General features: G+C 38.0%; 19 protein-coding genes. 10 read left to right on the top strand and 9 right to left on the bottom strand.

The annotated features are described in order from the left end of the window. The first annotated feature begins 45 nt into the window (after window positions 1–45). From fabG to PL_RS12040, 3 genes are all read left to right on the top strand, one after another. Window positions 46–789 carry a 3-oxoacyl-[acyl-carrier-protein] reductase gene (gene fabG / locus PL_RS12050; protein ID WP_041881454.1) on the top strand — a complete coding sequence of 248 codons (744 nt, stop codon included), beginning with the start codon at window positions 46–48 and terminating at the stop codon, window positions 787–789. Window positions 790–1,212: 423 nt separating this feature from the next. Further along, complete coding sequence (locus PL_RS12045; RefSeq protein WP_041881563.1) at window positions 1,213–3,294, top strand: hypothetical protein; 2,082 nt, start codon at window positions 1,213–1,215, stop codon at window positions 3,292–3,294. Window positions 3,295–3,307: 13 nt separating this feature from the next. Further along, window positions 3,308–3,919, top strand: a complete 612-nt coding sequence (locus PL_RS12040; RefSeq protein ID WP_041881456.1) for a trimeric intracellular cation channel family protein — start codon at window positions 3,308–3,310, stop codon at window positions 3,917–3,919. A 13-nt stretch (window positions 3,920–3,932) separates the two neighbouring features. Here PL_RS12040 and PL_RS12035 read toward each other — a convergent pair whose 3' ends face one another. Next, window positions 3,933–4,232 (bottom strand): FtsB family cell division protein, encoded by a 300-nt coding sequence (locus PL_RS12035; protein WP_041881458.1) that lies wholly within the window; start codon window positions 4,230–4,232, stop codon window positions 3,933–3,935. 345 nt (window positions 4,233–4,577) lie between these two features. On the opposite strand from PL_RS12035, the gene PL_RS12030 reads away from it, so the two are divergent. The 5 genes from PL_RS12030 to PL_RS12010 all read left to right on the top strand — a co-directional run bounded on the left by PL_RS12030 (window position 4,578) and on the right by PL_RS12010 (window position 13,193). Beyond that, window positions 4,578–7,862, top strand: a complete 3,285-nt coding sequence (locus PL_RS12030; protein WP_348621778.1) for a DUF6443 domain-containing protein — start codon at window positions 4,578–4,580, stop codon at window positions 7,860–7,862. Beyond that, on the top strand, window positions 7,852–8,241 hold the full coding sequence (locus PL_RS12025) for a hypothetical protein (RefSeq protein ID WP_041881464.1): 390 nt from the start codon (window positions 7,852–7,854) through the stop codon (window positions 8,239–8,241). Before PL_RS12030 ends, PL_RS12025 begins: the two co-directional genes overlap by 11 nt. 64 nt (window positions 8,242–8,305) lie before the next feature. Continuing rightward, window positions 8,306–8,890: a hypothetical protein gene (locus PL_RS12020; RefSeq protein WP_041881467.1), complete on the top strand. Its 585-nt coding sequence runs from the start codon at window positions 8,306–8,308 to the stop codon at window positions 8,888–8,890. Window positions 8,891–8,976: 86 nt separating this feature from the next. After that, window positions 8,977–9,309 carry a hypothetical protein gene (locus PL_RS12015; protein ID WP_041881469.1) on the top strand — a complete coding sequence of 111 codons (333 nt, stop codon included), beginning with the start codon at window positions 8,977–8,979 and terminating at the stop codon, window positions 9,307–9,309. Between the two features lie 467 nt (window positions 9,310–9,776). Beyond that, window positions 9,777–13,193, top strand: a complete 3,417-nt coding sequence (locus PL_RS12010; RefSeq protein WP_348621776.1) for a hypothetical protein — start codon at window positions 9,777–9,779, stop codon at window positions 13,191–13,193. Window positions 13,194–13,278: 85 nt separating this feature from the next. Here the strand turns inward: PL_RS12010 and eno are convergent, their stop codons facing one another. The 4 genes from eno to carA form a co-directional block, all read right to left on the bottom strand. After that, entirely contained in the window at window positions 13,279–14,571 is a 1,293-nt protein-coding gene (gene eno / locus PL_RS12005) for a phosphopyruvate hydratase (RefSeq protein ID WP_041881475.1), read from the bottom strand. Between the two features lie 109 nt (window positions 14,572–14,680). Further along, on the bottom strand, window positions 14,681–15,772 hold the full coding sequence (locus tag PL_RS12000; RefSeq protein ID WP_041881567.1) for an ABC transporter permease: 1,092 nt from the start codon (window positions 15,770–15,772) through the stop codon (window positions 14,681–14,683). A 12-nt stretch (window positions 15,773–15,784) separates the two neighbouring features. Next, complete coding sequence (locus PL_RS11995; RefSeq protein ID WP_041881478.1) at window positions 15,785–16,552, bottom strand: ABC transporter ATP-binding protein; 768 nt, start codon at window positions 16,550–16,552, stop codon at window positions 15,785–15,787. 99 nt (window positions 16,553–16,651) lie between these two features. Beyond that, on the bottom strand, window positions 16,652–17,764 hold the full coding sequence (carA, locus tag PL_RS11990; RefSeq protein WP_041881480.1) for a glutamine-hydrolyzing carbamoyl-phosphate synthase small subunit: 1,113 nt from the start codon (window positions 17,762–17,764) through the stop codon (window positions 16,652–16,654). Between the two features lie 260 nt (window positions 17,765–18,024). On the opposite strand from carA, the gene panB reads away from it, so the two are divergent. Next, window positions 18,025–18,840: a 3-methyl-2-oxobutanoate hydroxymethyltransferase gene (panB, locus tag PL_RS11985; protein ID WP_041881482.1), complete on the top strand. Its 816-nt coding sequence runs from the start codon at window positions 18,025–18,027 to the stop codon at window positions 18,838–18,840. 2 nt (window positions 18,841–18,842) lie between these two features. Continuing rightward, window positions 18,843–19,529, top strand: a complete 687-nt coding sequence (locus tag PL_RS11980; RefSeq protein WP_041881484.1) for an RluA family pseudouridine synthase — start codon at window positions 18,843–18,845, stop codon at window positions 19,527–19,529. A 17-nt stretch (window positions 19,530–19,546) separates the two neighbouring features. Here PL_RS11980 and PL_RS11975 read toward each other — a convergent pair whose 3' ends face one another. From PL_RS11975 to PL_RS11960, 4 genes are all read right to left on the bottom strand, one after another. Then, complete coding sequence (locus tag PL_RS11975; RefSeq protein WP_041881485.1) at window positions 19,547–20,011, bottom strand: hypothetical protein; 465 nt, start codon at window positions 20,009–20,011, stop codon at window positions 19,547–19,549. A 138-nt stretch (window positions 20,012–20,149) separates the two neighbouring features. Continuing rightward, complete coding sequence (locus PL_RS11970; protein WP_041881487.1) at window positions 20,150–21,568, bottom strand: glycoside hydrolase family 30 protein; 1,419 nt, start codon at window positions 21,566–21,568, stop codon at window positions 20,150–20,152. Between the two features lie 2 nt (window positions 21,569–21,570). Then, on the bottom strand, window positions 21,571–23,871 hold the full coding sequence (locus tag PL_RS11965; protein ID WP_041881489.1) for a glycoside hydrolase family 3 N-terminal domain-containing protein: 2,301 nt from the start codon (window positions 23,869–23,871) through the stop codon (window positions 21,571–21,573). 60 nt (window positions 23,872–23,931) lie between these two features. Continuing rightward, window positions 23,932–25,350: a RagB/SusD family nutrient uptake outer membrane protein gene (locus PL_RS11960; protein ID WP_041881491.1), complete on the bottom strand. Its 1,419-nt coding sequence runs from the start codon at window positions 25,348–25,350 to the stop codon at window positions 23,932–23,934. Between the last annotated feature and the right edge of the window lie 3 nt (window positions 25,351–25,353).

Raw genomic sequence — 25,353 nt, 5'->3', positions numbered from 1 at the left:
TTAATCATCAAAGGCTCCTCTCACAAAAAAACAATATATAAACAGATGAAACTATTAGAAGGAAAAACAGCATTAGTTACTGGTGCTTCAAAAGGAATAGGCCGCAAAATAGCGGAGAAATTTGCGGAACAGGGTGCAAATGTTGCTTTCACTTATCTGTCTTCAGTAGAGAAGGGAGAAGCATTAGAACAGGAATTGCAAGCTTTCGGAACTAAAGTGAAAGGATACCGTTCTGACGCTTCTAAATTTGATGAAGCAGAAAAACTAATTAGTGATATCGTTGCTGAATTTGGTACTATTGATATCGTTGTTAACAATGCCGGTATCACTAAAGATGGTTTATTGATGCGTATGAGTGAAGAAAACTGGGATGACGTGATTAACGTAAACCTGAAATCTGTTTTCAACGTAACTAAAGCGGCTTCAAAGATCATGATGAAAAACCGTAAAGGATCTTTCATTAACCTGAGCTCGGTTGTAGGTGTACAGGGAAATGCTGGTCAGGCTAATTACGCGGCTTCAAAAGCAGGTATTATTGGTTTCTCCAAATCTGTTGCTAAAGAACTGGGATCAAGAAATATCCGTACTAATGTAGTTGCTCCTGGATTTATCCGCACTGAAATGACTGACGTACTGGATCCTAAAGTTGTAAAAGGCTGGGAAGAAGGTATTCCATTGAAACGTGCAGGTGAACCTGAAGATGTAGCTAATGTTTGTGTATTCCTTGCTTCTGATATGAGCGCATATGTGACCGGACAGGTACTGTCTGTTTGCGGCGGTATGCTATAAGACAAATTTATTAAATACAAAATTATTTGAAGGGTAAAAAACCACCTGTTAAAGGATGGGTTTTTTACCCTTTTTTGCTGGAACTAAGATATGCTCAGACTGGTCTTAAAAGACTCGTCGAAAAGCCCCGATAAATGTTGTTTCCAGTGCTTATTAAGGCTTTATTCAGGTTTGAGTGAACGTTGTCTGAACAATAAGTGGAGAGTGTCTGAACGATGTCTGAACAAAGTCCTTTTAAGGTGTTGATTCATAGTGTGTTACAAGAGACGTATTTTGGTCTTTTTTTGCACCTGAAAATCGCTTCGAAATGGTCTGAAAATTTGGGGAAATCACTTCAGGATTTTTAACAAACAGATTCATGAATTTGATTTTTCCTGATAAACTATCATGTTTTTTAAAAAATCAGCATCTTTACGAAGACCTATGAGTGATCACTTTAACTTTTATAGCTTTCTTGCATTTACCGGCTGCTTAGCAGCGGGATTATTTTTTGCATGGTTGCTCTATGGAAAGAAATCTGGTTTAACCCGTCCGGTAAGTATAGCTTTAGCAGTAATCAGAGCCATAACGCTAACACTGATTTTATGGTTTTTATTTGCACCATTGATCAGACAGGTTAGTTATACCCTGGAAAAACCTATCATAATTATAGCTCAGGATAATTCTGAATCTGTTGGTGCTTTTACGCCGGCAGGATTTGATAGTCTTCAGTATAGAAAAAACCTTCAGAAGCTCCAGGCTGACTTATCAGAAAAATATCAGGTTAAGATGTATAGCTTTAGTGATAAGGTGATCAGCGGGCTTGATTTTAGCTATAAAGGAAAAACAACCAATGCAGTCCAGCTGATCAGTCAGCTCAATGATGAGCTGATGAATAAAAATGTCGGAGCAGTAATTATGGCTACTGATGGTATTTTCAACCGGGGAGGAAATCCTGTTCAGGATCTGGCTTTGCTGAAAGCTCCTGTTTATACCATTGCGCTGGGGGATACGATTCCTAAAAAAGATATACTGATCAGTTCTGTAAATGTGAACGATCTGGTTTATCTGGATAATGATTTCAGGATGGAAGTGCAGGTACAGGCTTATCAGTGTAATGGGGCTGCGGTTAGATTAACTGTGCAGGAAGATGGGAAGAAAGTTTTTGAACAGGGGATTGCTGTTAATGCTGAACAGTTTTTGAAAAACATTCCTGTCAATTTGAAAGCGACCAAAACCGGGCAGCATAAATATATCATTTCCGTATCTCCGGTTGAAAAGGAGGTCTCAGTAAAAAATAATATTTTCCAGACTTTAGTAGAGGTTATTGATGAACGTCAGAAAGTATTGATTGCTGCTGCAGGCCCTCACCCTGATCTGGCTGTATTGAAACAGGCGATAGGATTGAATAAACATCACGAAGTTTCTGTGATCCTGAATGATGATCTGCTGAAAACTGACCTTAAGGGATATGGACTGATCATTTTGTATCAGTTACCGGATAATCAGTTTGACGCGAATGCCTTTTTAACTAAAGTTAAAGCTGAAAAAGTTCCGGTATGGTATATTACAGGAGCACAAAGTAATCTGAGCAGATTTAACCAGGTACAGCAGCAGGTTAATTTTTCGGGAAATACTGCTTTGCAATATCAGTATAGTGATGTGGATCAAAATTTATCTGTTTTTGATTTAAGTCCGGCTTCGCGTAAAGTCATTGAAAACTTTGACCCTTTACAGGCGCCTTCCGGACAGTTTAAAGTGCTGGGCAGCCAGCAGGTCGTACTGGATCAGCGTAATGGGAAAATGAAAACGGATCGTCCCCAGCTATTTTTTATGAATGATAACGGACGTAAAACGGGTTATTTGATTGGAGAAGGGCTATGGAAATGGAAATTGTCTGAGGCCCGTGAAAATCCTCAGACCCCTGTTTTTAATGAGCTGATAGGAAAAGTGGTACAATATCTTTCTGTTAAGGACGATAAAAGGAAGTTCAAAGTCAGGCCGATTAAAAATACCTTCGAAGAAAATGACCGCGTGCTCTTGAATGCAACCTTATACAATGATAGTTATCAGCCTGTCAATACACCTGACGTTAATTTTGTGCTGAAGGATGAAAAGGGAAAAACCTATAATTTTGCTTTTTCCAGATTTGAATCTTCCTACCAGCTGGATGCGGGTATACTGCCTCCGGGTAATTATAGTTTTGTAGCAAATACGACGTTGGGTAACCAGCGTTATCAGGATAAAGGTTCCTTTTTTGTCAATACCTTGACTGCCGAATTTCAGCAAACACTGGCAAATCATCAATTATTATATCAGTTAGCTAATCAGACCAATGGAAAATTGTATCTTCCAGACCAGATTTTAAAAATTAAAGATGATCTGCTTAAAAGTAACCAGTTAAAAACACTGAGTTATGAAGACCGTAAGTATGAGGAATTAATTAATTTAAAAAGTTTATTTATACTGATTTTGATATTGCTCAGTATAGAATGGTTTGTACGTAAAAGAAATTCGGCGCTGTAATTAAGGTTAATTTATGGAATTCACTACCTCTCAGGTTATAGAAATTTTAGGGACTATTGCTTTTGCGATCTCTGGTTCATTTTCTGCTATACAGCGGCGGCTTGACCCTTTTGGCGTATTAATTATTGCCTTTGTTACTTCTATTGGAGGGGGTACTGTCCGCGATTTGCTTTTGGGTGATACGCCGGTTAAGTGGATGAGGGATGTAAACTACTGTCTGCTGATCCTGGTAACTTCACTACTGACTATCTTTCTGAAAAGACATAGAAAGAGATTTACAGTTACCTTGTTTCTGTTTGACTCCATGGGACTGGGATTATTTACTATACTGGGAATCCAAAAGGGAATCGCCTTTGGCCTGAGCCCGGGAATTTGTATTGCACTAGGGACAATTACAGGTTGTTTTGGCGGGGTAATCAGAGATACTTTACTGAATACTATTCCTTTAATCTTTAAAAAGGAGATCTATGCCACAGCCTGTATTCTGGGCGGAATCCTGTACTTCACTTTATTGTTTTTTAATTTGAAAGCAGATATAGCGAAAGTGCTGGTTATCGGGTTTATTTTTACATTGAGAGTAATCGTAGTAAGATATAAACTGACTTTACCGAGATTCGGCTATTAGACTGGGCTGATTATTAGTCTTTAGGACTTGCTTTAATGATGACAAAAACATCTTCATTATCTTTTTTCATGAAGTATTTTTCTCTGGCAAATTTTTCTGCGGTATTCAGATTGGTATTCAGTTCGTTAAGATCTTTCTTTACCTGGGCAGTTTGCTTCTCATAGAAATCTTTCTCTTCCTGCAGTTTGTGTACTTCTGTACGATACTCATACTGAGAGAGCATATCATTCTTATCAAAGAATAACATCCATACCGCAAATGCTGCAGCTGACAGAAAGTATTTGTTGCGAAAGATTTCCAGTAATCTGTTCATATAAACAAAGATAGGAATTATAATACAAAAAAAGGTAGGGGAGTTTTTTGGTGTAAACGTTCTGGAAATTAGAGTATTCAGGGTTTATTGAAAAACTTTATCTATTTGTTTTTATTATCTGCTTTATGTTTAATGAGTTTCTATTTGAAAAATATTATATTTGTATTCTGTATTTTATATCGTTTTCAGGTGTTAAATATTATATTTTATTAGATTTTTTTATATCTGTAACTGTCATTTAATTAGCAGGTTATATTAGATTAATTGAGGTTTTGATGAGAGGTAAATAGTAGCATTCTTTTGAAAGTTGAAATGCTGTTTATTAAAGTAAGAATCAAAGATCTCATGAAATCCCTTCTAAATTACGCTATCTCTTTTTTTTGTGCCTTGTTTTTTGGTATCAATAGTTCCTCTGCCCAGCAGGATACTACGTTGAATGTTTATACTGGACAGAGTGAAATCACCGCAAGTAGAAGAATTACACTATCATCAGGGTTTTATATTCCTTCAGGTAAAAAGGTCCGTATTTTTATAGTGCCAAATTCACAGACATGCATTCCTTTGGCCAGTAATCCTAGTAATGATCAAAATTATATCAGTACAAGGGTTTTTAAGATACCGAAAGTGCTTACTGATAAGGATGCTAATTCAAATGCGCGTAGTACTTGTGAGGTAAACCAGACGATTCAATATTTTGATGGACTGGGGCGTCCGTTACAAACTGTTTTGGTACAGGGAAGCCCGGGATTTGCAGATGTAGTACAGCCTGTGATTTATGATGCTTTTGGAAGAGAATCTATAAAATATCTGCCTTATGCGGTTACCAGTAATGGTGGAACTTATCGTAAAGATGCAATAAAGGGGCAATCTACTTTTTATAATGGTAACCAGACAGGATTAACCAACACAGCTTTCCCTTTTAGTCAGACATCTTATGAGTTTTCGCCTTTGAATAGGGTAACAGAGATGAGTGCACCCGGCGCTTCATGGAACTTAGCTTCAGGACATACGCAAAAAATAGAGTACGGAACAAATATTGCAAATGATGTTAAGCTCTGGACTATTAGTGGAAACGGTGCAAAATCGACCTACTATGATGCTGGAAAATTGTATAAAACGACAACAAAAGATGAAAACTGGATTTCAACTGACCTAAAGGCAGGAACTACAGACGAGTACAAGGATCTTGCTGGTCGTATTGTTTTAAAGCGGAATTGGGAAAGTAATACTAAAAGTCTCTCAATTTATTATGTTTATGATGACCAGGGTAACCTGAATTATGTATTACCTCCTGCAGTAAATGAAAATGGATTGAATACTGTAAATACCTTTGATGAAAGCAATGATGTTTACAAGCAATTTATTTATGGTTATCATTATGACGGACGTAAACGCCTGATAGAAAAGAAAGTGCCTGGTAAAGGCTGGGAATCGATGGTCTATAACAAATTAGATCAATTAGTTTTGCGCCAGGATGTGAACCAACAAGGTAAAGAATGGATCTTCACCAAATATGATGCCTTTGGAAGAGTAGTAAGTACAGGAGTATGCAAAGATACTGGTGACCGCGCTGCTTTACAGGCTAAAGTGGATAGTCAAAATACTTTTGTTGAAAAAAGAGTAGCTACTGGTATAGGCTATGATAACTCTTCGTTTCCACAGGTTATTGATACATATTATGTGATCAATTATTATGACGATTATAATTTTCCAGGCAATACTTTTGGCTCTGCGACAGGTGATCAGGTGGGGGCTGGCCGTACCATGTCGTTGCTGACGGGAACCAAGGTGAATACTCTGGGGACTAAAGATACCTTATTATCAGTTCACTATTATGACAGTGAGGGGCGTGTCGTTCAAACTAAAAGTTTTAATCATTTAGGTGGTAAAGATGTTGTAGATAACACATATAATTTTGTAGGAGAACTGAAGATCAGTACACGTAGCCATACGGGAAGTAGCACCGGAGCAGCAACTACGATTGCTATGCGTTATACTTATGATCATATGGGACGTAAGAGTGCTGTAATGGAAAGTATTAACGGGCAGGATGAAGTAGTGCTGAGTAGGTCTGATTATACAGAGACCGGACAATTGGTTCGTAAGCAATTGCATAGTACAGATAGAGAAAAAAGCTTTCTTCAGAAAACAGATTATGAATATAATGAGAGGGGATGGCTGAATAAAAGTTCAAGTGATCAGTTCAGTCTGCAGTTGAAATATAATGATGGGAATACACCTCAATGGAATGGTAATATTGCTAACCAATTGTGGGGTTCGAAGAGCGATTTAAGGAATAATTTTAATTATACTTATGATAAGCTGAACAGATTGACACTTGCCTCTTCTGCAAATCTCGGGGAAAGCATTGTTTATGATGTAATGGGGAATATTACCAGCCTGACCAGAGATGGGTATGGAACAAATAAGTATACTGGTTATACAGGTAATCAACTTACAAAAATAGAGGGTTTTACTAATAGTACTTATATCTATAATGATAATGGTAATTTAACGAGTGATGAAGGGAAAGGAATTAAAATAAGCTATAATAGCCTGAACTTACCGGATCAGATTACTGGTGCTCAGACTATAAGTTATATTTATGATGCTACCGGAAGAAAGCTAAGAAAAGTCAGTAAAACAGAAGGAACCACAGATTATGTTGATGGTATCCAGTACCTGGGTGGAAAAATAGATATTATTACGACTGAGGAAGGATTGGCAAGAAATAACAAAGGTATTTATAGCTATGAATATACATTGACTGATCATCTGGGAAATAATAGAGCGACATTCTATAGGAACCCAAGTGGAGGTATTGAAATCCTGCAAAGGGATGATTATTTTGCATTTGGATTAAGGAAACCGATTCAAATAGGAGCAAATGATAATAAGTATCTTTATAATAAGAAAGAATTACAGGAAGAGTTAGGAGAGTATGATTACGGCGCTAGGTTCTATGACCCGGTGATTGGAAGGTGGGGTATTCCGGATCCTTTAGCTGATATGTATGATCATTTGTCGCCATATAACTACGGGATAAATAATCCAATACGGTTTACTGATCCTGATGGTATGGCTGTCGAGGATCAGCAGGAGGAGCCTCCTAAAAAGAAAACGATTCAGTTGAAGGAAGTGAATATAACAGCTTCAAGAATAGCAAGTACTGCTAGTATTGCACTTCCTCTGACTAGGCCGATTTCTCTTCCAGGATCAAAAATAAGTGCTCCCGCTTTACCAAACCCATTTTTTATATTTGTTGGTTTGTTATTGTGGCCAACAAATATGAATGACCAATCGAGTGACCGCATAACTCGAGACCCTATTGTTTATACTGAGAAAACAGTGGAAGATTTGGAAGCAGAATCAGAACCAATCAAGATAAAAAATAAGAAAAATAATAAATTTTACAAGAGAAAGGGTGGGATGACTCAAGCTGATAAAGATTATGATGCTTTAGGCTCCAGTGTTACAGGTACAATTCCTGAAAAAAAAGGTAGAATGGGTACATTGCCAGATGGTAGAAAAATTAATGTTAGAAATGGGAGCAGTACCCCGGGAGATGATCCAACATTACATGTAACGAACCCAGATGGTAGTACAATAAAATGGAGATATGAAAAGTGAAAATTTTAAAAAATGGGAGCCAATAAATAATATACCTTCAGAACTATTTCTAGATAGTATAACAGATGATCATAATGGTTTAGCTATTGCTTTAAGAGGTGAAGATAGTGACGATATGATTTTTATACAGTTTGGTTTGTTTGTTTTGTCTTACCAAAGTACTACCGAGACGTGTATACTTAAAAACTTAGATGATCATTTGGTACTGAAATCGGCCTGGCCTCTGTTTATTTGCGATGATTCAAATTATATTGATTGGTTAGTAAAACAGAGTTATAAGATAATTGAGAACGAACCAAAGAGTCATTATGTTATTAAGCATGCAGATGGCATTATTGACATTGTCAGTACAAAAGCTCCAGATGTAAAATGGCAATAAACCGTTCATAGTTTTGCACCTTAAAAGTAGAATATCAAACGAAAAAACTCCAATCAGTAAACCTATGAATTTTGATAAATCAGAAGAGTATAGAAAATATGTAATTGGACTACAATTTAAAGAAACTGATCTTTATACAGTTTGGGGCACGGATATGGTGGATGGTGAAAACGATAAATTTTTAGTGAATGAGACAAAATTAATGGTGTTTGAATCTCTGGATCTACTAGAGAGTTTCCTTAAAACATTAGACCATCCTTTTAAAGACAAACGGAATTTTAAAAGATGGGTAAATGAAGAGAGTTTAAAGAGAGTGTATAATTTTAACAATATGAGTTTGTTGGCAGATTTTAATCTAAACTTATTGAATGATAAGAAATCTTCATTAGATATTTTGCACTCTATAAATTTAATTCGGGATTTTTTTATTCAAATTAATGATAGTCAAATAGATATTGCTTGTGAAAACCCTTCGATTATTAATCTAAAGGATTTTATCTATGATAATTATTTTCGGGAAAAGAAGAATGAAGGCATTACGATTGATGAATTAAACTTTGTGAATGTTTCCATCTCTTTGAGAGAAATGTATGATCGTTTCTGTAATAAATTGGAAGTATTAAAGAATGAAATGTTGCAGGCAATTTAAAGTTAATTGGTAATGGTCCGTTTAAGGGGGAAATTTTCCAAACCAGCCTTAAAGCTTCGGGATATTTAAAGCAAAAGTAAAAATATATGGGCACAGCCTATGAAATAAGGATTAACTGCAATGAGCAGGAAAAAAAAGTTGAAGATGTTTTAGGGTTATCCAGTGATGATTCTTCAATGGGGTGGAGTTTGACAATTGAAGAGAATTCTCCCCAATTTTCAGATGCTTTGAGTATTTTTTTTGATTTAATATCAAATAACCTTCCGAAGTTAAATAGTGTTGGAATTAAAACTGAAATGATAACTTTTTGGTATTTGTATGAATATGAGCAGGAATGCAATATGGAGTTTTGGCCGGAAATCACTAAGAAAATAGGCGATTTAGGGGTTATCTTATGTATTAGTTGTTGGGAAAAATAGCTGTTGATGGAGATTAATGGGAGTGATATCAAAAATACAATTATCTATAGCAACTTTAAAGCAAAAATAATTTTAACAACTGTGATTTTTATGGTTGCGTTAATATTTCTGAGTTCATTAAAAGGTATGACTGATGGATTTGATCGGTTAAGTTTTCTTTCAGCATCATGATGGAAAATGTCGGGATTGTGACCATCTCAATTGGTTTAAGTTTTCTAATTTACTTTTTGATCTGCTTTACAGTTATATCTTCTCTTCTTGTGGAAATATATAAGAAAGGGTCCAATAAGAGCTAAAATTTAAGCAAATCTGTAGAATGTCTGATTATCTCCTGTGACTTGATGATGGAGAAGTTAAACTTAATTCATCTATTTGAAGAGGATGATCACGGGTCTGTATTTATCACTACCTTTTTAGCACCCAATATTATAAGAAAAACAAGCCATGTAATTGGCATTTAATAATTTATGAAGAAAATATCTATTTTAATTTTAAGCTTAGTCCTGGTTTTTAAATTTGATCTTAAGGCCCAGAATGGTGTTCAACGGGTTATTCCTTCCAGTCCGATTGCCTCATTGTTAGGTGTCTATGGGCAGATTCCTGTGTCTATGTTTACTGGGGTACCTTCGGTAGAAATCCCTTTGGGAAATGTATCGATCGAGGATGTTAGTATACCTATTGCAATGAATTATTATGGAGGAGGCGTTCGGCCAGATAATCATGCCAGCTGGACTGGAGTTGGATTTAATCTCTTTGCAGGTGGAGTAATTACCAGAAGAACTAATGGACAAATCGATGAGATGGAAAATGTGGAACTGATAAGAAACCCACCTGTTCCGGATTTGTTGAGTTATTATAAAAATTTTGGAGAATTAAATAATGAACAGTGGTTTACCAAGGAGTCAATTGTCAAATATATGACTACAGTCCCTGCTAAAGATGTCCGTCCTTTACCGGGGCCAGATGAATTTATTTTTAATTTTGGAGGTTATACAGGCTCTTTTCTTTACGATCATTATGGTAAATGGCAGGTTAAATCAGAGAGTCCATTAAAATTATCAATTCAGGAAGAAACAGCGAGTGATTTTAAATATCCTGGTTTGGGGTATATTTTTTCGACTAAACGTACTTTTTATAAATTTACGATCGTAACACCAGATGGCACAAATTATATTTTTGGTGGAAGTCCGGAGGCTGTTGAATTTACAGCAACAGGTACATTCAATAATAGCAGTGGTTATAATCCTGAGTTTAATTCAACAGCGTGGTACTTAAGCAAGATTATAACCAGAAACGGAAAAGAGGTAAATTTTAAATATGAAAGTGATGGTTTAACTAAGGAAATACAAGAGACGAGGGTTTTAAGTAGTTACAATTTGGGGAATCAGGCGGGCGCAAGCTCAAGTTCTGCCACCGATAATTTGAGTTTGATAACAGGATCATATCTTTCTGAAATAGTTGCCCCAAATCAGATTATTAAATTCTACAGATCGAAAAGTACTGAGTTAGAAGGGCCAACAGCTAATTCGAGTACTGTACATCCCAGTAGAATTCCTTTATTACAATATTTGACAAATGGTTCTGTTAAGGAATTTAAGCTTGATTCTATTTCTTTTCAATCCAACAAGGTTGAATTAAAAAAGATTATCTTTTCTTATACTCAGAACACATCTTCGCGTTTGTTTTTAGAACGTATTCAGCAAAAAGGGCAAGATGGGCAATACAATTCACCTTATAAATTCTTTTATAATCCAATTGTATTACCTAAATATAATTCTGGTGAAACAGATCACTGGGGATTTTACAATGCAAATAAATGGAGTGATAATGCTTCCGGATATTTTGAGAGGAGCAGAGAACCCAACCCTGATTATATGCAGGCAGGGATATTGACTTCCATTGTATATCCGACGGGGGGAAGTACCCAATTTGAATATGAACCACACCGATATTCAAATATTGTAAAAAGGAGCGATCCACTATATGAACTAATCTCTACATCTAATACAGACGCAGGCGGAGTTCGTATAAGAAAGATAACTCATAACGATGGAATTTCGAAAGAAAACAGAGTTGTTGAATATTTCTATGTTAAAGATTATCAGTTAGGAGGTACCAAGTCGAGTGGGATTTTAGCAGGTATTCCCGTTTATACTGATGCTGGAGCTACAGACAGTTATAATTATAGTTTTACCTATTCCTTTCCTGTTGAACAACTCAGCTTTACAAATGGAAATCATATAACCTATAGTGAAGTAGTAGAAAAAAATAGAGACGGAGGATATACGATTTATAATTATTCAAATCATGATCAACCAAAATATAGAGATAGAAAGCCACTTAATGGAGATTATTCGATAACAAAGAAATGGGTTTTAGATCCGGATATTAGTATGGCTCTTGATAGAGGTAAAATATTAGAGCAAAGGGTTTATAATCCGTCAAATACTTTATTGAAACATACAAAATTTGAGTATGATGAATCTGTTGATCGGGAAAGAGAAGCTGTAAGGAGTATTGCTTCATTTTCCAGAACCTTTCCCAGGGATAGGCTTAGTGCTTATGTTGATGCTAGGATAACAGCATATTTGATTTTTACTTTTCCAAGGTTATTAATCAAACAGACCGATAGTCTTTTTGATGTTAATGGGTTGAATCCTATTACAACAGTGAATGAATTTACCTATGATAGATCTTTCAGACAAAAGATTGATAGCAGGACTGTGGGCAGTGATCTTAAAAAGATAAAAACACGATACATTTATCCTTATGATATGGTATCTCAAAATCGTGATCCAAATAAAATATATGATGAAATGGTTAAAAGGAATCTAATTAATCCTGTAATTGAGCAGGAGCAGTTGGTAGATGAAGCCTTGCAAGAAAAATCGATAACAAATTATACAAAACAAAATACGACTGACCCTTATCTAATTCTACCGCAAAATACAGCAACACAATACAAAAATGAGACTCCTGAAATCCGCTTAAGGTACAAAGCCTATGATAATAAGGGAAATCTCTTAAGTATGGCTCAGGAAAATGGGCTGATTAGTTCTTTTCAATGGGGCTATAACCAGATGTATCCTGTTGTTAAAATTGATAATGCAGAAAATACTGTTATTACAGAATTAGCTGAGGAGGAATTAAGCACCTATGCATCGATGGATAAAGAACCGTCCAAAAAAATTACTACCAGTGTTAGGGGAGATATCCGACTTAATGTGGATGGGGAACCAGGACAGACTTTTAGCCTTCGCTATTCATTGACCGGACCAGTTACTAAAGAGGGGATTTTGTGTGTATCAAGAAGTACAACAACATGTAACTATCCAAGTAGCATTACTTTTCCTGATATGCCGGCTGGTGATTATACGCTTAATATTGCAAACGAAGCTGGGCCAACGAGTAATAAAAGAATGACGATCCGTTATTCTGTTCGCAGAACTATCTCGAAAGGTGTCAAAGAATTTTTTTATGAAAATTTTGAGGAAGACCCAACTGCTATGATTGGTAAAGGCCATACAGGAACCAAATACAATAATGGTGCTTATACTGTAAATTGGACAAAGCCGAATGATCGTAATTATGTAGTTAGTTATTGGTATCTGGATGATAAGGGATGGAAATATTCTGGCCTGAAAGCATACACTGGTACTTCCTTTGTATTAACCGGAGGGACTGCCTACGACGATGTCTGCATTCGTCCTTCAGATACTCATATAACTACTTATACTTACGACCCGCCAACTGGTGTGTCAAGTATGACAGATGCGAAAGGCAATACTACAACCTATGAATATGACGGTTTTCAAAGATTAAAGCTGGTTAAAGATCAGGAAGGTAATATAATCAAAAGCATGAATTACAATTACAAGCATTAAGCCTTTAGCAGGCAAGAGAAATCTTAACTAAAAAAAAGACACAGCCATTATGACTGTGTCTTTTTTTGCGTACTGGAAAACCAGCTTATTTTTTCAGGAATTTGAAATCTTTACCAATAAAACGTGCTGCAGAACCTAATTCTTCTTCAATACGTAATAACTGGTTGTATTTTGCTATTCTGTCAGAACGTGAAGCTGAACCGGTTTTGATCTGACCACAGTTTAAAGCTACTGCTAAATCTGCAATGGTTGTATCTTCAGTTTCTCCCGAACGGTGACTCATTACTGAAGTATAACCGTTGTTCTGAGCCAATGATACGGCATTGATAGTTTCAGTCAGTGAACCAATCTGGTTTACTTTAACCAGGATAGAGTTAGCGATGCTTTTATCAATTCCCTGTTGTAAACGTTTTACGTTAGTTACAAACAAATCATCACCTACCAGCTGTACTTTGTTACCGATAGCTAATGTCAGTGATTCCCATGCAGCCCAGTCATCTTCATCCAGACCATCTTCAATAGAAATGATAGGATATTTGTTTGCCCAGTCTACCCAATACTTAACCATCTCATCAGAAGTTAATTTCTCGCCTGAAGATTTATGGAAGTTGTAAGTTTTGGTTTTTGAATCATACATTTCAGATGCAGCTGCATCCATAGCAATCCAGATATCTTTACCAGGAGTGAAACCCGCAGTTTCGATAGCTGTTAAAACAGTTTCAATAGCCTCAACATTTGAACCGATGTTTGGTGCAAAACCACCTTCATCACCAACATTTGTTGAATAACCTTTTTTCTTTAATACGTCTTTCAGGTGGTGGAAAACCTGAGTTCCCATTTGTAATGCTTCAGAGAAACTTGCAGCTCCCAATGGCATAATCATGAACTCCTGGAAGTCGATTTTGTTATCCGCATGTGCACCACCGTTTAAGATGTTCATCATTGGAACTGGTAATGTATTTGCATTTACACCACCGATATAACGGTATAGTGGTTGTCTGCTTTCTGCCGCTGCTGCTTTAGCTACTGCTAAAGAAACACCCAGGATCGCATTAGCACCTAAGTTTCCTTTGTTTTCTGAACCATCAAGGTCGATCATCGCCTTGTCGATCAGGTTTTGCTCAAAAACATCGATACCCTGAAGTTCTTTAGCTATTTTCTTGTTCACATTTTCAACGGCTTTCAATACACCTTTGCCCATGTAAACTTTCTTATCTCCGTCTCTTAGCTCAACAGCCTCGTGTTTACCTGTACTTGCACCAGATGGTACAGCAGCACGGCCCATTTGGCCATTTTCAGTGATTACTTCTACTTCAACAGTAGGGTTACCTCTAGAATCGAGGATTTGCCTTGCATGAACATCAATAATTAAACTCATTTTAGTTGTTTTAAGTGTTTTTATCTCCTTAGTGTAAATAATACAATTACTAGGTGATGATCAAAGTTAAAATAAAATTTAAATTATAAAGATTGATTTTCCTATAATTTTATTCCCACTTGAATACCTTCACCGCTATTGCGTATATTCCTAACCCCCAGATCACCATGATTAAAATCTGTTGTTTTACATCCCATAGTCCGGCGCCTTCAAAAGCAACCTGTCTCATCGCATCGTTTAAATAGGTCAGCGGTAAAGCCCTGCTAATTGGTTGCAGCCAGTTTGGAAAGTTTTCTATAGAAAAGAACGTACCAGATAATAAAAATTGTGGTAAGGTAATAATATTTGAGATAGGTGGGATGGTACTTTCACTTTTTGCTATGCCAGAAACGACAAAACCGAAGCCCATGAAAACTATTACGCCAATCGTAGAAAGGATGAGCATATTTAAGACTGTCGCAGCCCCGTGTATCAGCGTGAAATGGAAAAAGAAATGACCAACCAGGATGATAAATAAAGCACCGATTAAAGCAAAGCCTATTCTGGCCAGTCCTTCACCCAGGATAATACTCGATCTTTTTACCGGAGTGGCAAAAAAACGTTTGATAACCAGTGTTTGTCTCAGACTGAAAAAAACAAAAGCTGTTCCGAAAACACCCGTGCTCAGTAAAGAGAAACCCAGCTGTCCGGGCAGGATAAAGTCAATTGTGCGGTAAGTTCTGCCATGAACGGTACTTTCTTTCAGTTCTGCTACCGAAGGCTTCAGATCCCTGGTATTCAGCGTATACATCAGGTTGTTTAAAATCGATTTCAGGATATTTCCCTTGTCCATCGATGCAGAAGTATATTTTACATCGGCTAAGTATGCCGGCTGCGGGACTGTATTTTTATGTACGTTAATTACCCCGGCAATAGTTCCTTTTTCTAAACACTGCTGAATTTCAACATCACCTTTATCTGTCATAAGATGGATGACAGGCGTATGCTGCAAGGCAATAATAACAGGATTCTGCAAATCGGAACCTGGTGCTACGGCAAGATCTAATTTTACACCTCCTCCTCCCAGAAATCCAAATACAAGAATAAAGATCAGTGGAAATGCAAGAGTAAAGACTACTGCCGAAGGACTGCGTGTGATAGATCTGAAACTTGCTTTGGCCAGTGCCAGTGTGGCTTTGATATTATTATAAGGTTTATTCATTTTTGAGCTCATTTAGCCTTCACGCCATTCCTGGCCTGTGAGATTGATAAATACATCTTCGAGGTTAGCTTTTTTTACTTCTTTTTTTCTTTCAAATCCGCTGCTGATTAACTGGTCAATCAGATTATCAGGGGTATCCAGGGCAATGATCTCTCCATGTTCCACAAAGGCCACACGATCACAAAGCTGCTCTGCCTCATCCATATAGTGCGTAGTCAGCACAACTGTAGTCCCATTGTTCCTGATATCAATAATCAGATCCCATAAATTACGGCGTGCCTGAGGGTCCAGTCCTGTGGTAGGTTCATCAAGAAATATGATTTTTGGAGAATTCAATAGGGTTGTAGCGATAGAAAAGCGTTGTTTCTGCCCACCTGAAAGTGCTTTGTATTTTGCTTTGGCCTTATCCTGGAGATTTACTTTCTCCAGCATTTCCATCGGTTTGATGTTTACACCATATAATCCGGCAAAAAGCTCCATCAGCTCCACCAGGTTCAGGTTAGGGTAATAACCCGCAGCCTGCAGCTGTACGCCAATAATTCTTTTGATTTCGCTGGCATCTTTATCTGCTGAAAGGCCATCTACAGTAATCTCTCCTGAAGTTTTATCACGGAGTGTTTCGATGATTTCCAATGTAGTAGTTTTGCCGGCACCATTGGGGCCCAGCAGTCCGAAAATCTCATTTTCATAGACATCGAAACTAATCCCTTTGACTGCCGGAAAATCGGCGTAGTTTTTTACCAGATTACGGACACTGATAATGGTATTCGTTTTATCCATGAGATAAATGTAATAAGGTTTAATGTAAAAAGGATTGATGTGACTCAATCCTTTCTTAAAATGTCGGTAAAATGATGTTTAGAACCGGTGATTACCAGTTTACCAGCTTAATTCGCCTTTGATCAGGCTCACGAAATCATCAAATAAATAACGTGAATCATGCGGGCCAGGTGAAGATTCCGGGTGATATTGTACCGAGAATGCTTTTTTGCCTTTCACACGAATTCCTTCGATAGACTGATCATTTAAGTTGATATGGGTGATTTCCACTTTGTCAGACTTTCTCACTTCTTCAGGGATTACACCGAAACCGTGATTCTGTGAAGTTACTTCGCAGTGGTTTTTAATAATATTTTTTACCGGGTGATTTAATCCCCTGTGGCCGTTAAACATTTTCATGGTTCCGATTCCATTAGCCTGTGCTAATAACTGGTGACCTAAACAAATCCCAAAAAGAGGTTTGTCTGAAGCAAGAATTTGTTTTACAGTTTCAATAGCATATGGCATAGCCGATGGATCACCAGGGCCGTTAGATACAAAGTAAGCATCTGCACCCCATTTATCCATTTCCTCAAAAGTAGTTTTTGCAGGAAAAACCTGTACGTATAAATCTCTCTGGTCAAAATTACGCAAGGTATTTTTCTTAATACCGAAGTCCAGGGTAGCCACTTTATAGGTAGCATCTGGTGAACCATAGAAATAAGGTTCTTTGGTAGAAACCTGTGAGGATAACTCAAGACCGTCCATAGAAGGTACCTGCGCCAGTTTAGCTTTTAATTCTTCAATGTCAGTAATTTCTGAAGAGATGATCGCATTCATAGCTCCCTGATCTCTGATCTTCCTTACTAATGCACGTGTGTCAATGTCAGATATTCCAACGATATTCTCATCCTGGAAATAGTCCTGTATAGATTCACTAGCTTCTTTACGGCTATAACCAATACTGTAATTTTTGCAAACCAGACCTGCAATCTTAATCGAATCTGATTCGATTTCTTCTTTATGAATTCCATAATTACCAATATGGGCATTCGTAGTGACCATGATTTGTCCGAAATAAGATGGATCAGTAAAAATTTCCTGATAACCTGTCATTCCTGTGTTGAAACAAATCTCTCCTGTTGTTGTACCAATCTTTCCGGCAGCTTTACCGTGGTAAACAGTACCGTCAGCCAATAACAGGATAGCAGGTAACTTGGTGTAGTTAGTCATCGTAATTAAAATGAAAAATAAAGTTTAAAAAAGGGATTAATGAATGAAGATTTGCGGTTTTGATGTCGCTATAGTGATTAACAAATGTGCTGTTGTTTAACCCGTTCATTTCGGGATACAAAGATAGTTTTTTCATCCTTAAATCCATATTTTTTTTATCAGGATTACAATGTTATGTAACATATCCCCCATAATATAAGAAGTAAGGGTAATTTTGTCAATTGAATACCCTAATTTTACCCCCCTAAAAGCATAAATTTATGTCTATACACAAAGAAGTAAAGCGTATTACAACCCACATTCTGCAAGAGATGAAACAGAGTGGTGAAAAAATATCGATGTTGACTGCTTATGATTATTCCATGGCTACTGTTCTGGATGATGCGGGACTTGATGTTTTACTGGTTGGAGATTCAGCTTCAAATGTAATGGCGGGTCATGAAACTACATTGCCGATTACACTGGATCAGATGATATATCATGCACAGGGTGTCGTTAGAGGCGCAACGCGTGCTTTTGTCGTAGTGGATCTTCCTTTTGGTTCTTACCAGGGTAATTCAAAAGAAGCTTTAAGTTCTGCGATCAGGATCATGAAAGAATCAGGTGCTCACGGTGTAAAACTGGAAGGCGGAACTGAAGTTGTGGATTCTATTTCACGTATTATTACTGCCGGAATTCCCGTAATGGGCCATTTAGGTTTAACTCCTCAGTCAATCTATAAATTTGGAACTTATACAGTAAGAGCTAAAGGAGAAGAAGAAGCTGAGAAATTAAAAGTTGATGCTAAAGCTTTGCAGGATGCAGGCTGCTTTGCTATTGTACTGGAAAAAATACCTGCGGCATTAGCAAAAGAGGTAGCTGAAAGTCTGCATATTCCGGTTATCGGGATAGGTGCGGGTCCGCATTGTGACGGACAGGTTTTAGTGGTAAATGACATGATTGGACTAACCAAAGGGTTTAAACCACGTTTTTTACGTCAGTACATTAATCTGTATGATGGAATTTTAGGTGCTGCAAAAGCATATATTAAAGATGTGAAAGCGAATGACTTTCCAAATGAAAAGGAGCAATACTAAAAATGCCGGTAACTGATAAAGATGTTCTTTTCGAAGATAATCACCTGATTGCAATTTGCAAACGTGCAGGTGATATTGTCCAGGTTGATGAAACCCGTGACGAACCATTGGAAGATATGGTGAAAAGATATATCGCTAAAAAATATAATAAGCCTAACAGTGCGTTTTTAGGTGTGGTACATCGTTTAGACCGCCCGGTAAGCGGGGTTATCTTATTTGCTAAAACAAGTAAGGCGCTGGAAAGAATGAATGCCATCTTTAAAAACAGGGAGGTGAAGAAAACTTACTGGGCGGTTGTACGTAACCGTCCGGCAAATATTTCAGGAACGCTGGTGCACTGGCTGGTTAAAAACCCCAAAACCAATATTGTTACTCCACATAATACTGAGGTTCCGGGTAGCCAGCGGGCTGAATTAAGCTACAGATTGCTTGGAGAACTGGGCGGATATTACCTGATTGAGGTTGACCCGTTAACTGGTCGTTCTCATCAGATCAGGGTACAGCTTTCTACTTTGGGCTGTCCGATTGTTGGTGATAATAAATATGGTTATCCCCGTGGCAGTCGTAAAGGAAGTATTTGTCTTCATGCCAGAAGGTTACAATTTATTCATCCTGTCAAAAAGGAACCGGTAAATATTTTTGCCAAACTTCCTGTAGATGGATTCTGGGAACGTTTCGAATCCTTTTAGGGATTCGAAACGCTTTATTATTTACAGGCTATAGCTGATAGGGTGATATCACCGAATTTTAGTCCGGCTAAATTGGTGAACACTCTTCTTCCGTCTGTTTCCTGGGTAGGGCCGTAACCTTCCAGCAACTGATCACCTTTCTTTACAAATGCAACTTGTCTGTAAGAGGTTTTTCCTTCTGAGTTAAAGGTGTAATCTGCAATAATGGTATCTCCTTTGACTATCCCTGAAATCGTACCTGAATTTTTATCTTTTTCATAAAAGTTGTAATTCAGATTTCCTGCAACTGCATTTCCTGCCATATTTAATGATAAAGAAACGGTGTCTTTATTTTTAATATAAGCGTAACATGTTTTTGCTTTGGAAACACTGGTATCAGGGGCAGCAGCCAGACTGTCTATTTTCTGCTCTGTGGTACTATTGCTCCTGCAGGCAGTCATTAAACCGGCCAGTACTGTTATGGATAAAATAATATTTTTCATTGATGTGATTTTTCTCTGTTGGTGATGAGGCTAAATTAGCTATATGTATGGTTTAGCACAAGAGTCTGGCCAGAAAATAAAAAAGAGATAAGCTGTATAAGCTTATCTCTTTTTAGAATGGATTAATCCTGATGATTGCTACCAGACATAAGTAGCAACGGCACCACCAGCCAGCGAAGTACTCACTTCTTTTCCATTATAATTGATATTAAAGTTTTTTTCAGCGGGGTTTTCATTCACAACAATCAGCGCAGTCTTTCCGTCAGGAGTTCTGAAAGCAACGTTCTGCAAGCCCTCAGTAATATTGGAACCGATTCTGTATGATCCCGGTCTTACAAATTTTGACGCATGACCAATGATATAGTAAGCAACATTTCTTGTGACCTCAGGGGCTATTGTAATCGCTCCTAAGCAAGTTGTACAGCCACCTGCAGTATGTGGTCTGTATAACGGGTCGGCAGCTAAATTCCACTCCAAAACATTTCTGCTCCAATTGCGGGTTGCTCCGATGATTAAAGTAGAAACATGCCACTTTAAATCTTCATCGAATTTTCCGGGGCCGCCAACCCATTGTTCTGTAAAGTAAAGGTTCTTATCCGGATGAGCTTCGTGAACTTTAGATAAGGCAGTGATCTGGCCGCCATATAAATGGAAAGCTGAGCCATCTGCATATTGGTTTGCCTGCGGGTCGTCCAGAATAGTTATCGGATAATCCGGGCGGTCTGCATTATGATCATAAATGATAATTTTTGTTTTGACTCCTGCTGATTTAAACACCGGGCCTAAAGCCGTTTTGATAAATATTGCCTGATCTTTTGCTTCCATATACATGCTTGGCACATTTCCAGGATGTAAAGGCTCATTCTGAATTGTAATGGCATCAATTGTGATTCCCTGAGTTTTCATTGCATAGACATATTTAACCAGGTATTTCGCATAAGATTCATAATATTCCGGTTTCAGACTTCCGCCTTTAAAGCTGTGATTGGTTTTCATCCAGGTAGGAGCAGTCCATGGAGAACCTAAAATTTTCAAATCAGGATTAATAGCCAGAATTCTTTTCAATACCGGCACCAGGTCTGTCATTTCTTTAGACATAGAGAATTTATCCTGATTAATGTCTGTCTGTCCTGCTGGCAATTCATTGTAGGTAAAGGTTTCTGCACTCAGATCTGAACCTCCGATACTGATTCTCAGATAACTTACACCAATACTGTTTTTTTTGGTAGAGAATAGCTCCTGTAGTAATGTATCTTTGGCTTTTTCATCCAATGCATTAATTAAACTTGCGCTGCCACCGGTTAAAGTATAGCCGAAACCATCAATAGTCTGGAATTTCTGCGTGTCATCAACAGTAATTATTGCATTAGTGGCTTGAGCTGTGCCAAATTTCAAAACAGCAGGCTGCTCTTCCAGCAGCGCTGTTTTGTCGCCTTTGGTGATCCAGTATTTCACCCCGCCATTAGATGCTGCAGACCTTGCAGGTCCCGTAGCATCTCTTTTTGCTGAACATGCCGATAGTGCAATAGCAAAAGCAAATAAAATATTCTTCTTCATGATTACTGATTGTACGTGAAATTGATTTTCTGATCGGCTATTTGTATGGTAAAGTCTCCGTCTTCTGTTATTTTCTGACCTTCAGGGTTAATAAACCCTAAGTCATCTGCCGTAATTTTAAAGGTTACTGTTTTAGTTTCACCAGCTTTAAGATCAATTTTCTCAAAACCTCTTAAGCGTTTTACATCAGGACTAACCAATGTAGCGACCAGGTCTGATGTAAACAGCAGTACACTTTCTTTACCTGCAACTTTACCAGTATTGGTTACATCTGCAGAAACTGTTAAAGTTTCTCCTTTTTTCAAAGTAGCAGTGCTTAGTTTAACCGGACTGTATTTAAAAGTAGTATAGCTTAGACCAAAGCCGAAAACATACTGAGGATTGTAATCTGCATCATAGTTATAAACACCTTCTGTAGTTGAACGTGATTCTGATGGTTTATGGTAATAGGTAAATAGTGCATTTGGGAATTGCGGATAGGTATAAGGCAATTTACCCGATGGATTCACTGTACCTAAAAGAACATCAGCAATGGCATCACCTCCAAAATTACCAGGTAAGTAACTTTGTACAACAGCACTCATCTTTTGCTCAAATTTAGAAATGATACGTGGCCTGCCTTCATTTAATACCAGGATGATCTTTTTGCCAGTTGCAGCAAGTTTTTGTGCAAGCTCAGTCTGAAGATCTGAAAGATAAAGGTCACTTAAATTACCAGGGGTTTCTGTATAAGAGTTTTCACCTAAACATAATACAACCACATCTGCTTCTTTTGCTGCTGCAATTGCTGCATCCAGCTGGTCTGCATATTCTTCAAAGTATCTGCCATCCATTTTATAGCTCACGCCCGGTACATAAGTTACGTTTTGTTTACCGGCCTTAAGTTCAAGAGCTTTTACAATAGTATTGTATTTTGCAGCAAATTCTTCAACCTTTTCTCCCTGCCATGAATATGTCCATGCACCATTCAATGTTCTCATTGAATTGGCATTGGGGCCGGTAACCAGGATTTTCATTGATTTATTCAATGGTAATGTCTGATCTGTGTTTTTCAACAGCGTAATCGATTCTGCTGCTGCCTGATAAGAGGCCAGCTCAAATTCCTTACTGCCAAACTTAGGATAGTCTTTAGGGTTGGTAGTTGGTTTATTAAAAAGATCCAGGTCATATTTTACCAGCAGAATTCTTCGTACTGCATCATCAATACGGCTTTCTTTTACTTTACCTTCTTTAACCAGGGCAATCAGATCGTCACAGAAAGGCTCATAGTTATAGGCTACCATAGACATATCAATACCGGCATTGATTGCAATCCGAACGGCATCTTTATTGTCTTTGGCTACATGATCCCTTTTATAAAGATTTTCTATATCTCCCCAGTCAGTAACGGCTAAACCTTTAAAACCCAGTTCTTCTTTTAGTAATTTGGTGAGCAGGTTATAATTGGCATGTACAGGAACACCATTAATGATTCCGGAGTTAATCATAATAGTTTTTGCGCCAGCCTGAATAGCTGCACGGAAAGAAGGCAGGTGATACTCTCTCAGTGCCTGATCAGAAATGAATGCCGGTGTTCTGTCCTTTCCTGAAACTGGTACCTGATAACCTAAAAAGTGTTTGATGGAAGAAGCTACATGGTAAGGGTTAGCTACGTCATTATTTTCTCCTTCCAAACCTTTTACAGCCTGAACTCCCATTTGACTTACCAAATAAGGATCTTCTCCGAAACTTTCCCACTGACGTGGAAAACGAGGGTCAGCACCCAGATCCAGTAAAGGAGAGAAAGCCCATGGAATAGAACTTGCACGGGTTTCATAAGCCGTAATTTCAGCTCCTTTACGCACAAGGCTTCTGTTAAAAGTTGCAGCCTGCCCGATTTGCTGCGGGAACATGGTTGCACCGGCAGTATAGGTCTCTCCGTGAATAGCATCAATACCATATAAAACCGGAATACCATTTTTGGTTCCTTTCATGGCTGTTTGCTGGATTTTGCTGATGATTTCATACCAGACCTGAGGTGTCCTTGCTCTGTTATTTGAAGTATTTAATACTGAACCCAGTTTGTACCGGATCAGCGCCTTTTCCATTGCCTGCTGATCTAGTGAGAATGGCTCAGTACTGGTATACCGGTCATTACCGGCGCCGATAACATCCAGTGTGATCTGAGCCATTTGACCTACCTTTTCTTCCAGAGTCATTTTTTGAAGCAGGCTTTCTACTTTAGCATTGTTCTTTGTCTGGGCATTTGCCATCCCATAAGAGACCAGCAATAACAGTACGGAGAGTGGTTTTTTTAAATACATTTTATTTTTAGTTAATTACAATGAAGGCAGGGTGTGCTGCCTTCAGGGATTCAAAATTGGTTATCTGATATTCGGATTCCTGTCTATTTCTTTTTGAGGAATAGGGAAAAGTAATTTTGCAGGGGTAACATTGTAGTTTAACGGGGTACCTTTGCCATCAAGCTGCGCGTTCATAACCGTAATAGCTCTGTTTGTTCTTAACAGATCGAACCAGCGGTGGCCTTCAAACGCAAGCTCCAGTCTGCGTTCTTTCTCCAGGGCAAGACGCATAGCTGCCTGATCTGCAGCAGGTGTACCAGCAAGTTTTACCCTGGCTCTGATCTGATCGACTATGATTTTTGATTGTGCCCAGCCTGAGGTTCCCGCCTCATTCAGTGCTTCTGCTTTTAACAGTAAAATATCAGCAAGACGTAAAATGTAATTATCACTTTTATCATCTGCTCTGTATTTATTAATAAACGGATAATTGGCTTTTGACCAGTAACTGTCTGACCAGCCGTCTGTACTTACATTTTTAAACAGAATGCTGGAGTTTTTCCGGATCAAATCTCCTTCATCGTCATAAGCTTTGACCAGGTCGTTGGATGGGGTGTTAAATCTTTTCCAGCCTGTTCCTGTAATAATACCAGGCATCCAGTTACCATGCTCACCACCATTTCCCTGAAATTGCAGTTCCCAGATAGATTCTGAATTATTCTTATTGGCGATATCAAATAGTCCATTGAAATCAAAGAATAGGGAATAACCGCCGGCTATAGTTGCATCACAGTACTGGAGAACTTTTGCCCAGTCTGGTGAGGGTTTGGATGCATAGACTTTAGCAAGTAATCCGTTAGCTGCACCTTTGGTAAAAATGCCCTTGTTTGCTGCTGTAGCACCGGCATTTGCTGCGGCAAACTCAAGATCTTTGATAATCTGTGCATACAGCTGATCTATGGTGGCCTTTGGCTGCTGAGTCTCCGTGAGATTCGAAGGAGTTTTCAGGATCAGGGGCACAGCTCCGTACAAACGTACCAGGTTGAAATACATGTAAGCACGTATTCCGCTTGCTTCTCCGAGAATCTGATTTCTTCTGCCACTGGCATCTAATGAAGGATCTGGTACTTTAGGGATGTTTTCCAAAATCTCGTTTGCATTCTTAATATCTTTATAAAGAGCAGTCCAGTCACGGTCAACGTTTCCGTTGGTTGAATTGGTTGTAAAGAGATCTATCTGAATATTTGCAGGATTATCACCACCGGCATAGGCATTATCAGAAGTTACATCACCATTGGTCATAAAATCCCAGATATGGTAATCATTGTACATGCCATCGTAGACACCTTTCATTAATTTATTTGCACCTTCAGCATTAGACAGTACGATGTCTCCGGTGATCTTGTCAATCGGATCTTTTTTTAGAAAGTCTTTTTTACAACCTGTTTGAATGGTAAAGAGAAAAGCCCCGGCTGCAATAAGTGAATATATTTTTAAGTTCATTTT

The sequence above is a fragment of the Pedobacter lusitanus genome (assembly GCF_040026395.1).
Classification (GTDB): Bacteria; Bacteroidota; Bacteroidia; order Sphingobacteriales; family Sphingobacteriaceae; genus Pedobacter; species Pedobacter lusitanus.
The sequence above is the reverse complement of the archived record's forward strand: the minus strand, read 5'-3'. Positions and strand labels throughout refer to the sequence as shown.

Bases quoted from the DNA above. Each gene is read 5' to 3' on its own strand.
- PL_RS11960 (WP_041881491.1), bottom strand. From the start codon at position 25,350: ATGAACTTAAAAATATATTCACTTATTGCAGCCGGGGCTTTTCTCTTT.
- PL_RS11980 (WP_041881484.1), top strand. From the start codon at position 18,843: ATGCCGGTAACTGATAAAGATGTTCTTTTCGAAGATAATCACCTGATT.
- PL_RS12025 (WP_041881464.1), top strand. From the start codon at position 7,852: ATGAAAAGTGAAAATTTTAAAAAATGGGAGCCAATAAATAATATACCT.
- PL_RS11970 (WP_041881487.1), bottom strand. From the start codon at position 21,568: ATGAAGAAGAATATTTTATTTGCTTTTGCTATTGCACTATCGGCATGT.
- PL_RS12040 (WP_041881456.1), top strand. From the start codon at position 3,308: ATGGAATTCACTACCTCTCAGGTTATAGAAATTTTAGGGACTATTGCT.
- PL_RS12015 (WP_041881469.1), top strand. From the start codon at position 8,977: ATGGGCACAGCCTATGAAATAAGGATTAACTGCAATGAGCAGGAAAAA.
- PL_RS12035 (WP_041881458.1), bottom strand. From the start codon at position 4,232: ATGAACAGATTACTGGAAATCTTTCGCAACAAATACTTTCTGTCAGCT.
- PL_RS12045 (WP_041881563.1), top strand. From the start codon at position 1,213: ATGAGTGATCACTTTAACTTTTATAGCTTTCTTGCATTTACCGGCTGC.
- PL_RS11995 (WP_041881478.1), bottom strand. From the start codon at position 16,552: ATGGATAAAACGAATACCATTATCAGTGTCCGTAATCTGGTAAAAAAC.
- eno (WP_041881475.1), bottom strand. From the start codon at position 14,571: ATGAGTTTAATTATTGATGTTCATGCAAGGCAAATCCTCGATTCTAGA.
- PL_RS12030 (WP_348621778.1), top strand. From the start codon at position 4,578: ATGAAATCCCTTCTAAATTACGCTATCTCTTTTTTTTGTGCCTTGTTT.
- PL_RS11975 (WP_041881485.1), bottom strand. From the start codon at position 20,011: ATGAAAAATATTATTTTATCCATAACAGTACTGGCCGGTTTAATGACT.
- PL_RS12000 (WP_041881567.1), bottom strand. From the start codon at position 15,772: ATGAATAAACCTTATAATAATATCAAAGCCACACTGGCACTGGCCAAA.
- carA (WP_041881480.1), bottom strand. From the start codon at position 17,764: ATGACTAACTACACCAAGTTACCTGCTATCCTGTTATTGGCTGACGGT.
- PL_RS11965 (WP_041881489.1), bottom strand. From the start codon at position 23,871: ATGTATTTAAAAAAACCACTCTCCGTACTGTTATTGCTGGTCTCTTAT.
- PL_RS12010 (WP_348621776.1), top strand. From the start codon at position 9,777: ATGAAGAAAATATCTATTTTAATTTTAAGCTTAGTCCTGGTTTTTAAA.
- fabG (WP_041881454.1), top strand. From the start codon at position 46: ATGAAACTATTAGAAGGAAAAACAGCATTAGTTACTGGTGCTTCAAAA.
- panB (WP_041881482.1), top strand. From the start codon at position 18,025: ATGTCTATACACAAAGAAGTAAAGCGTATTACAACCCACATTCTGCAA.
- PL_RS12020 (WP_041881467.1), top strand. From the start codon at position 8,306: ATGAATTTTGATAAATCAGAAGAGTATAGAAAATATGTAATTGGACTA.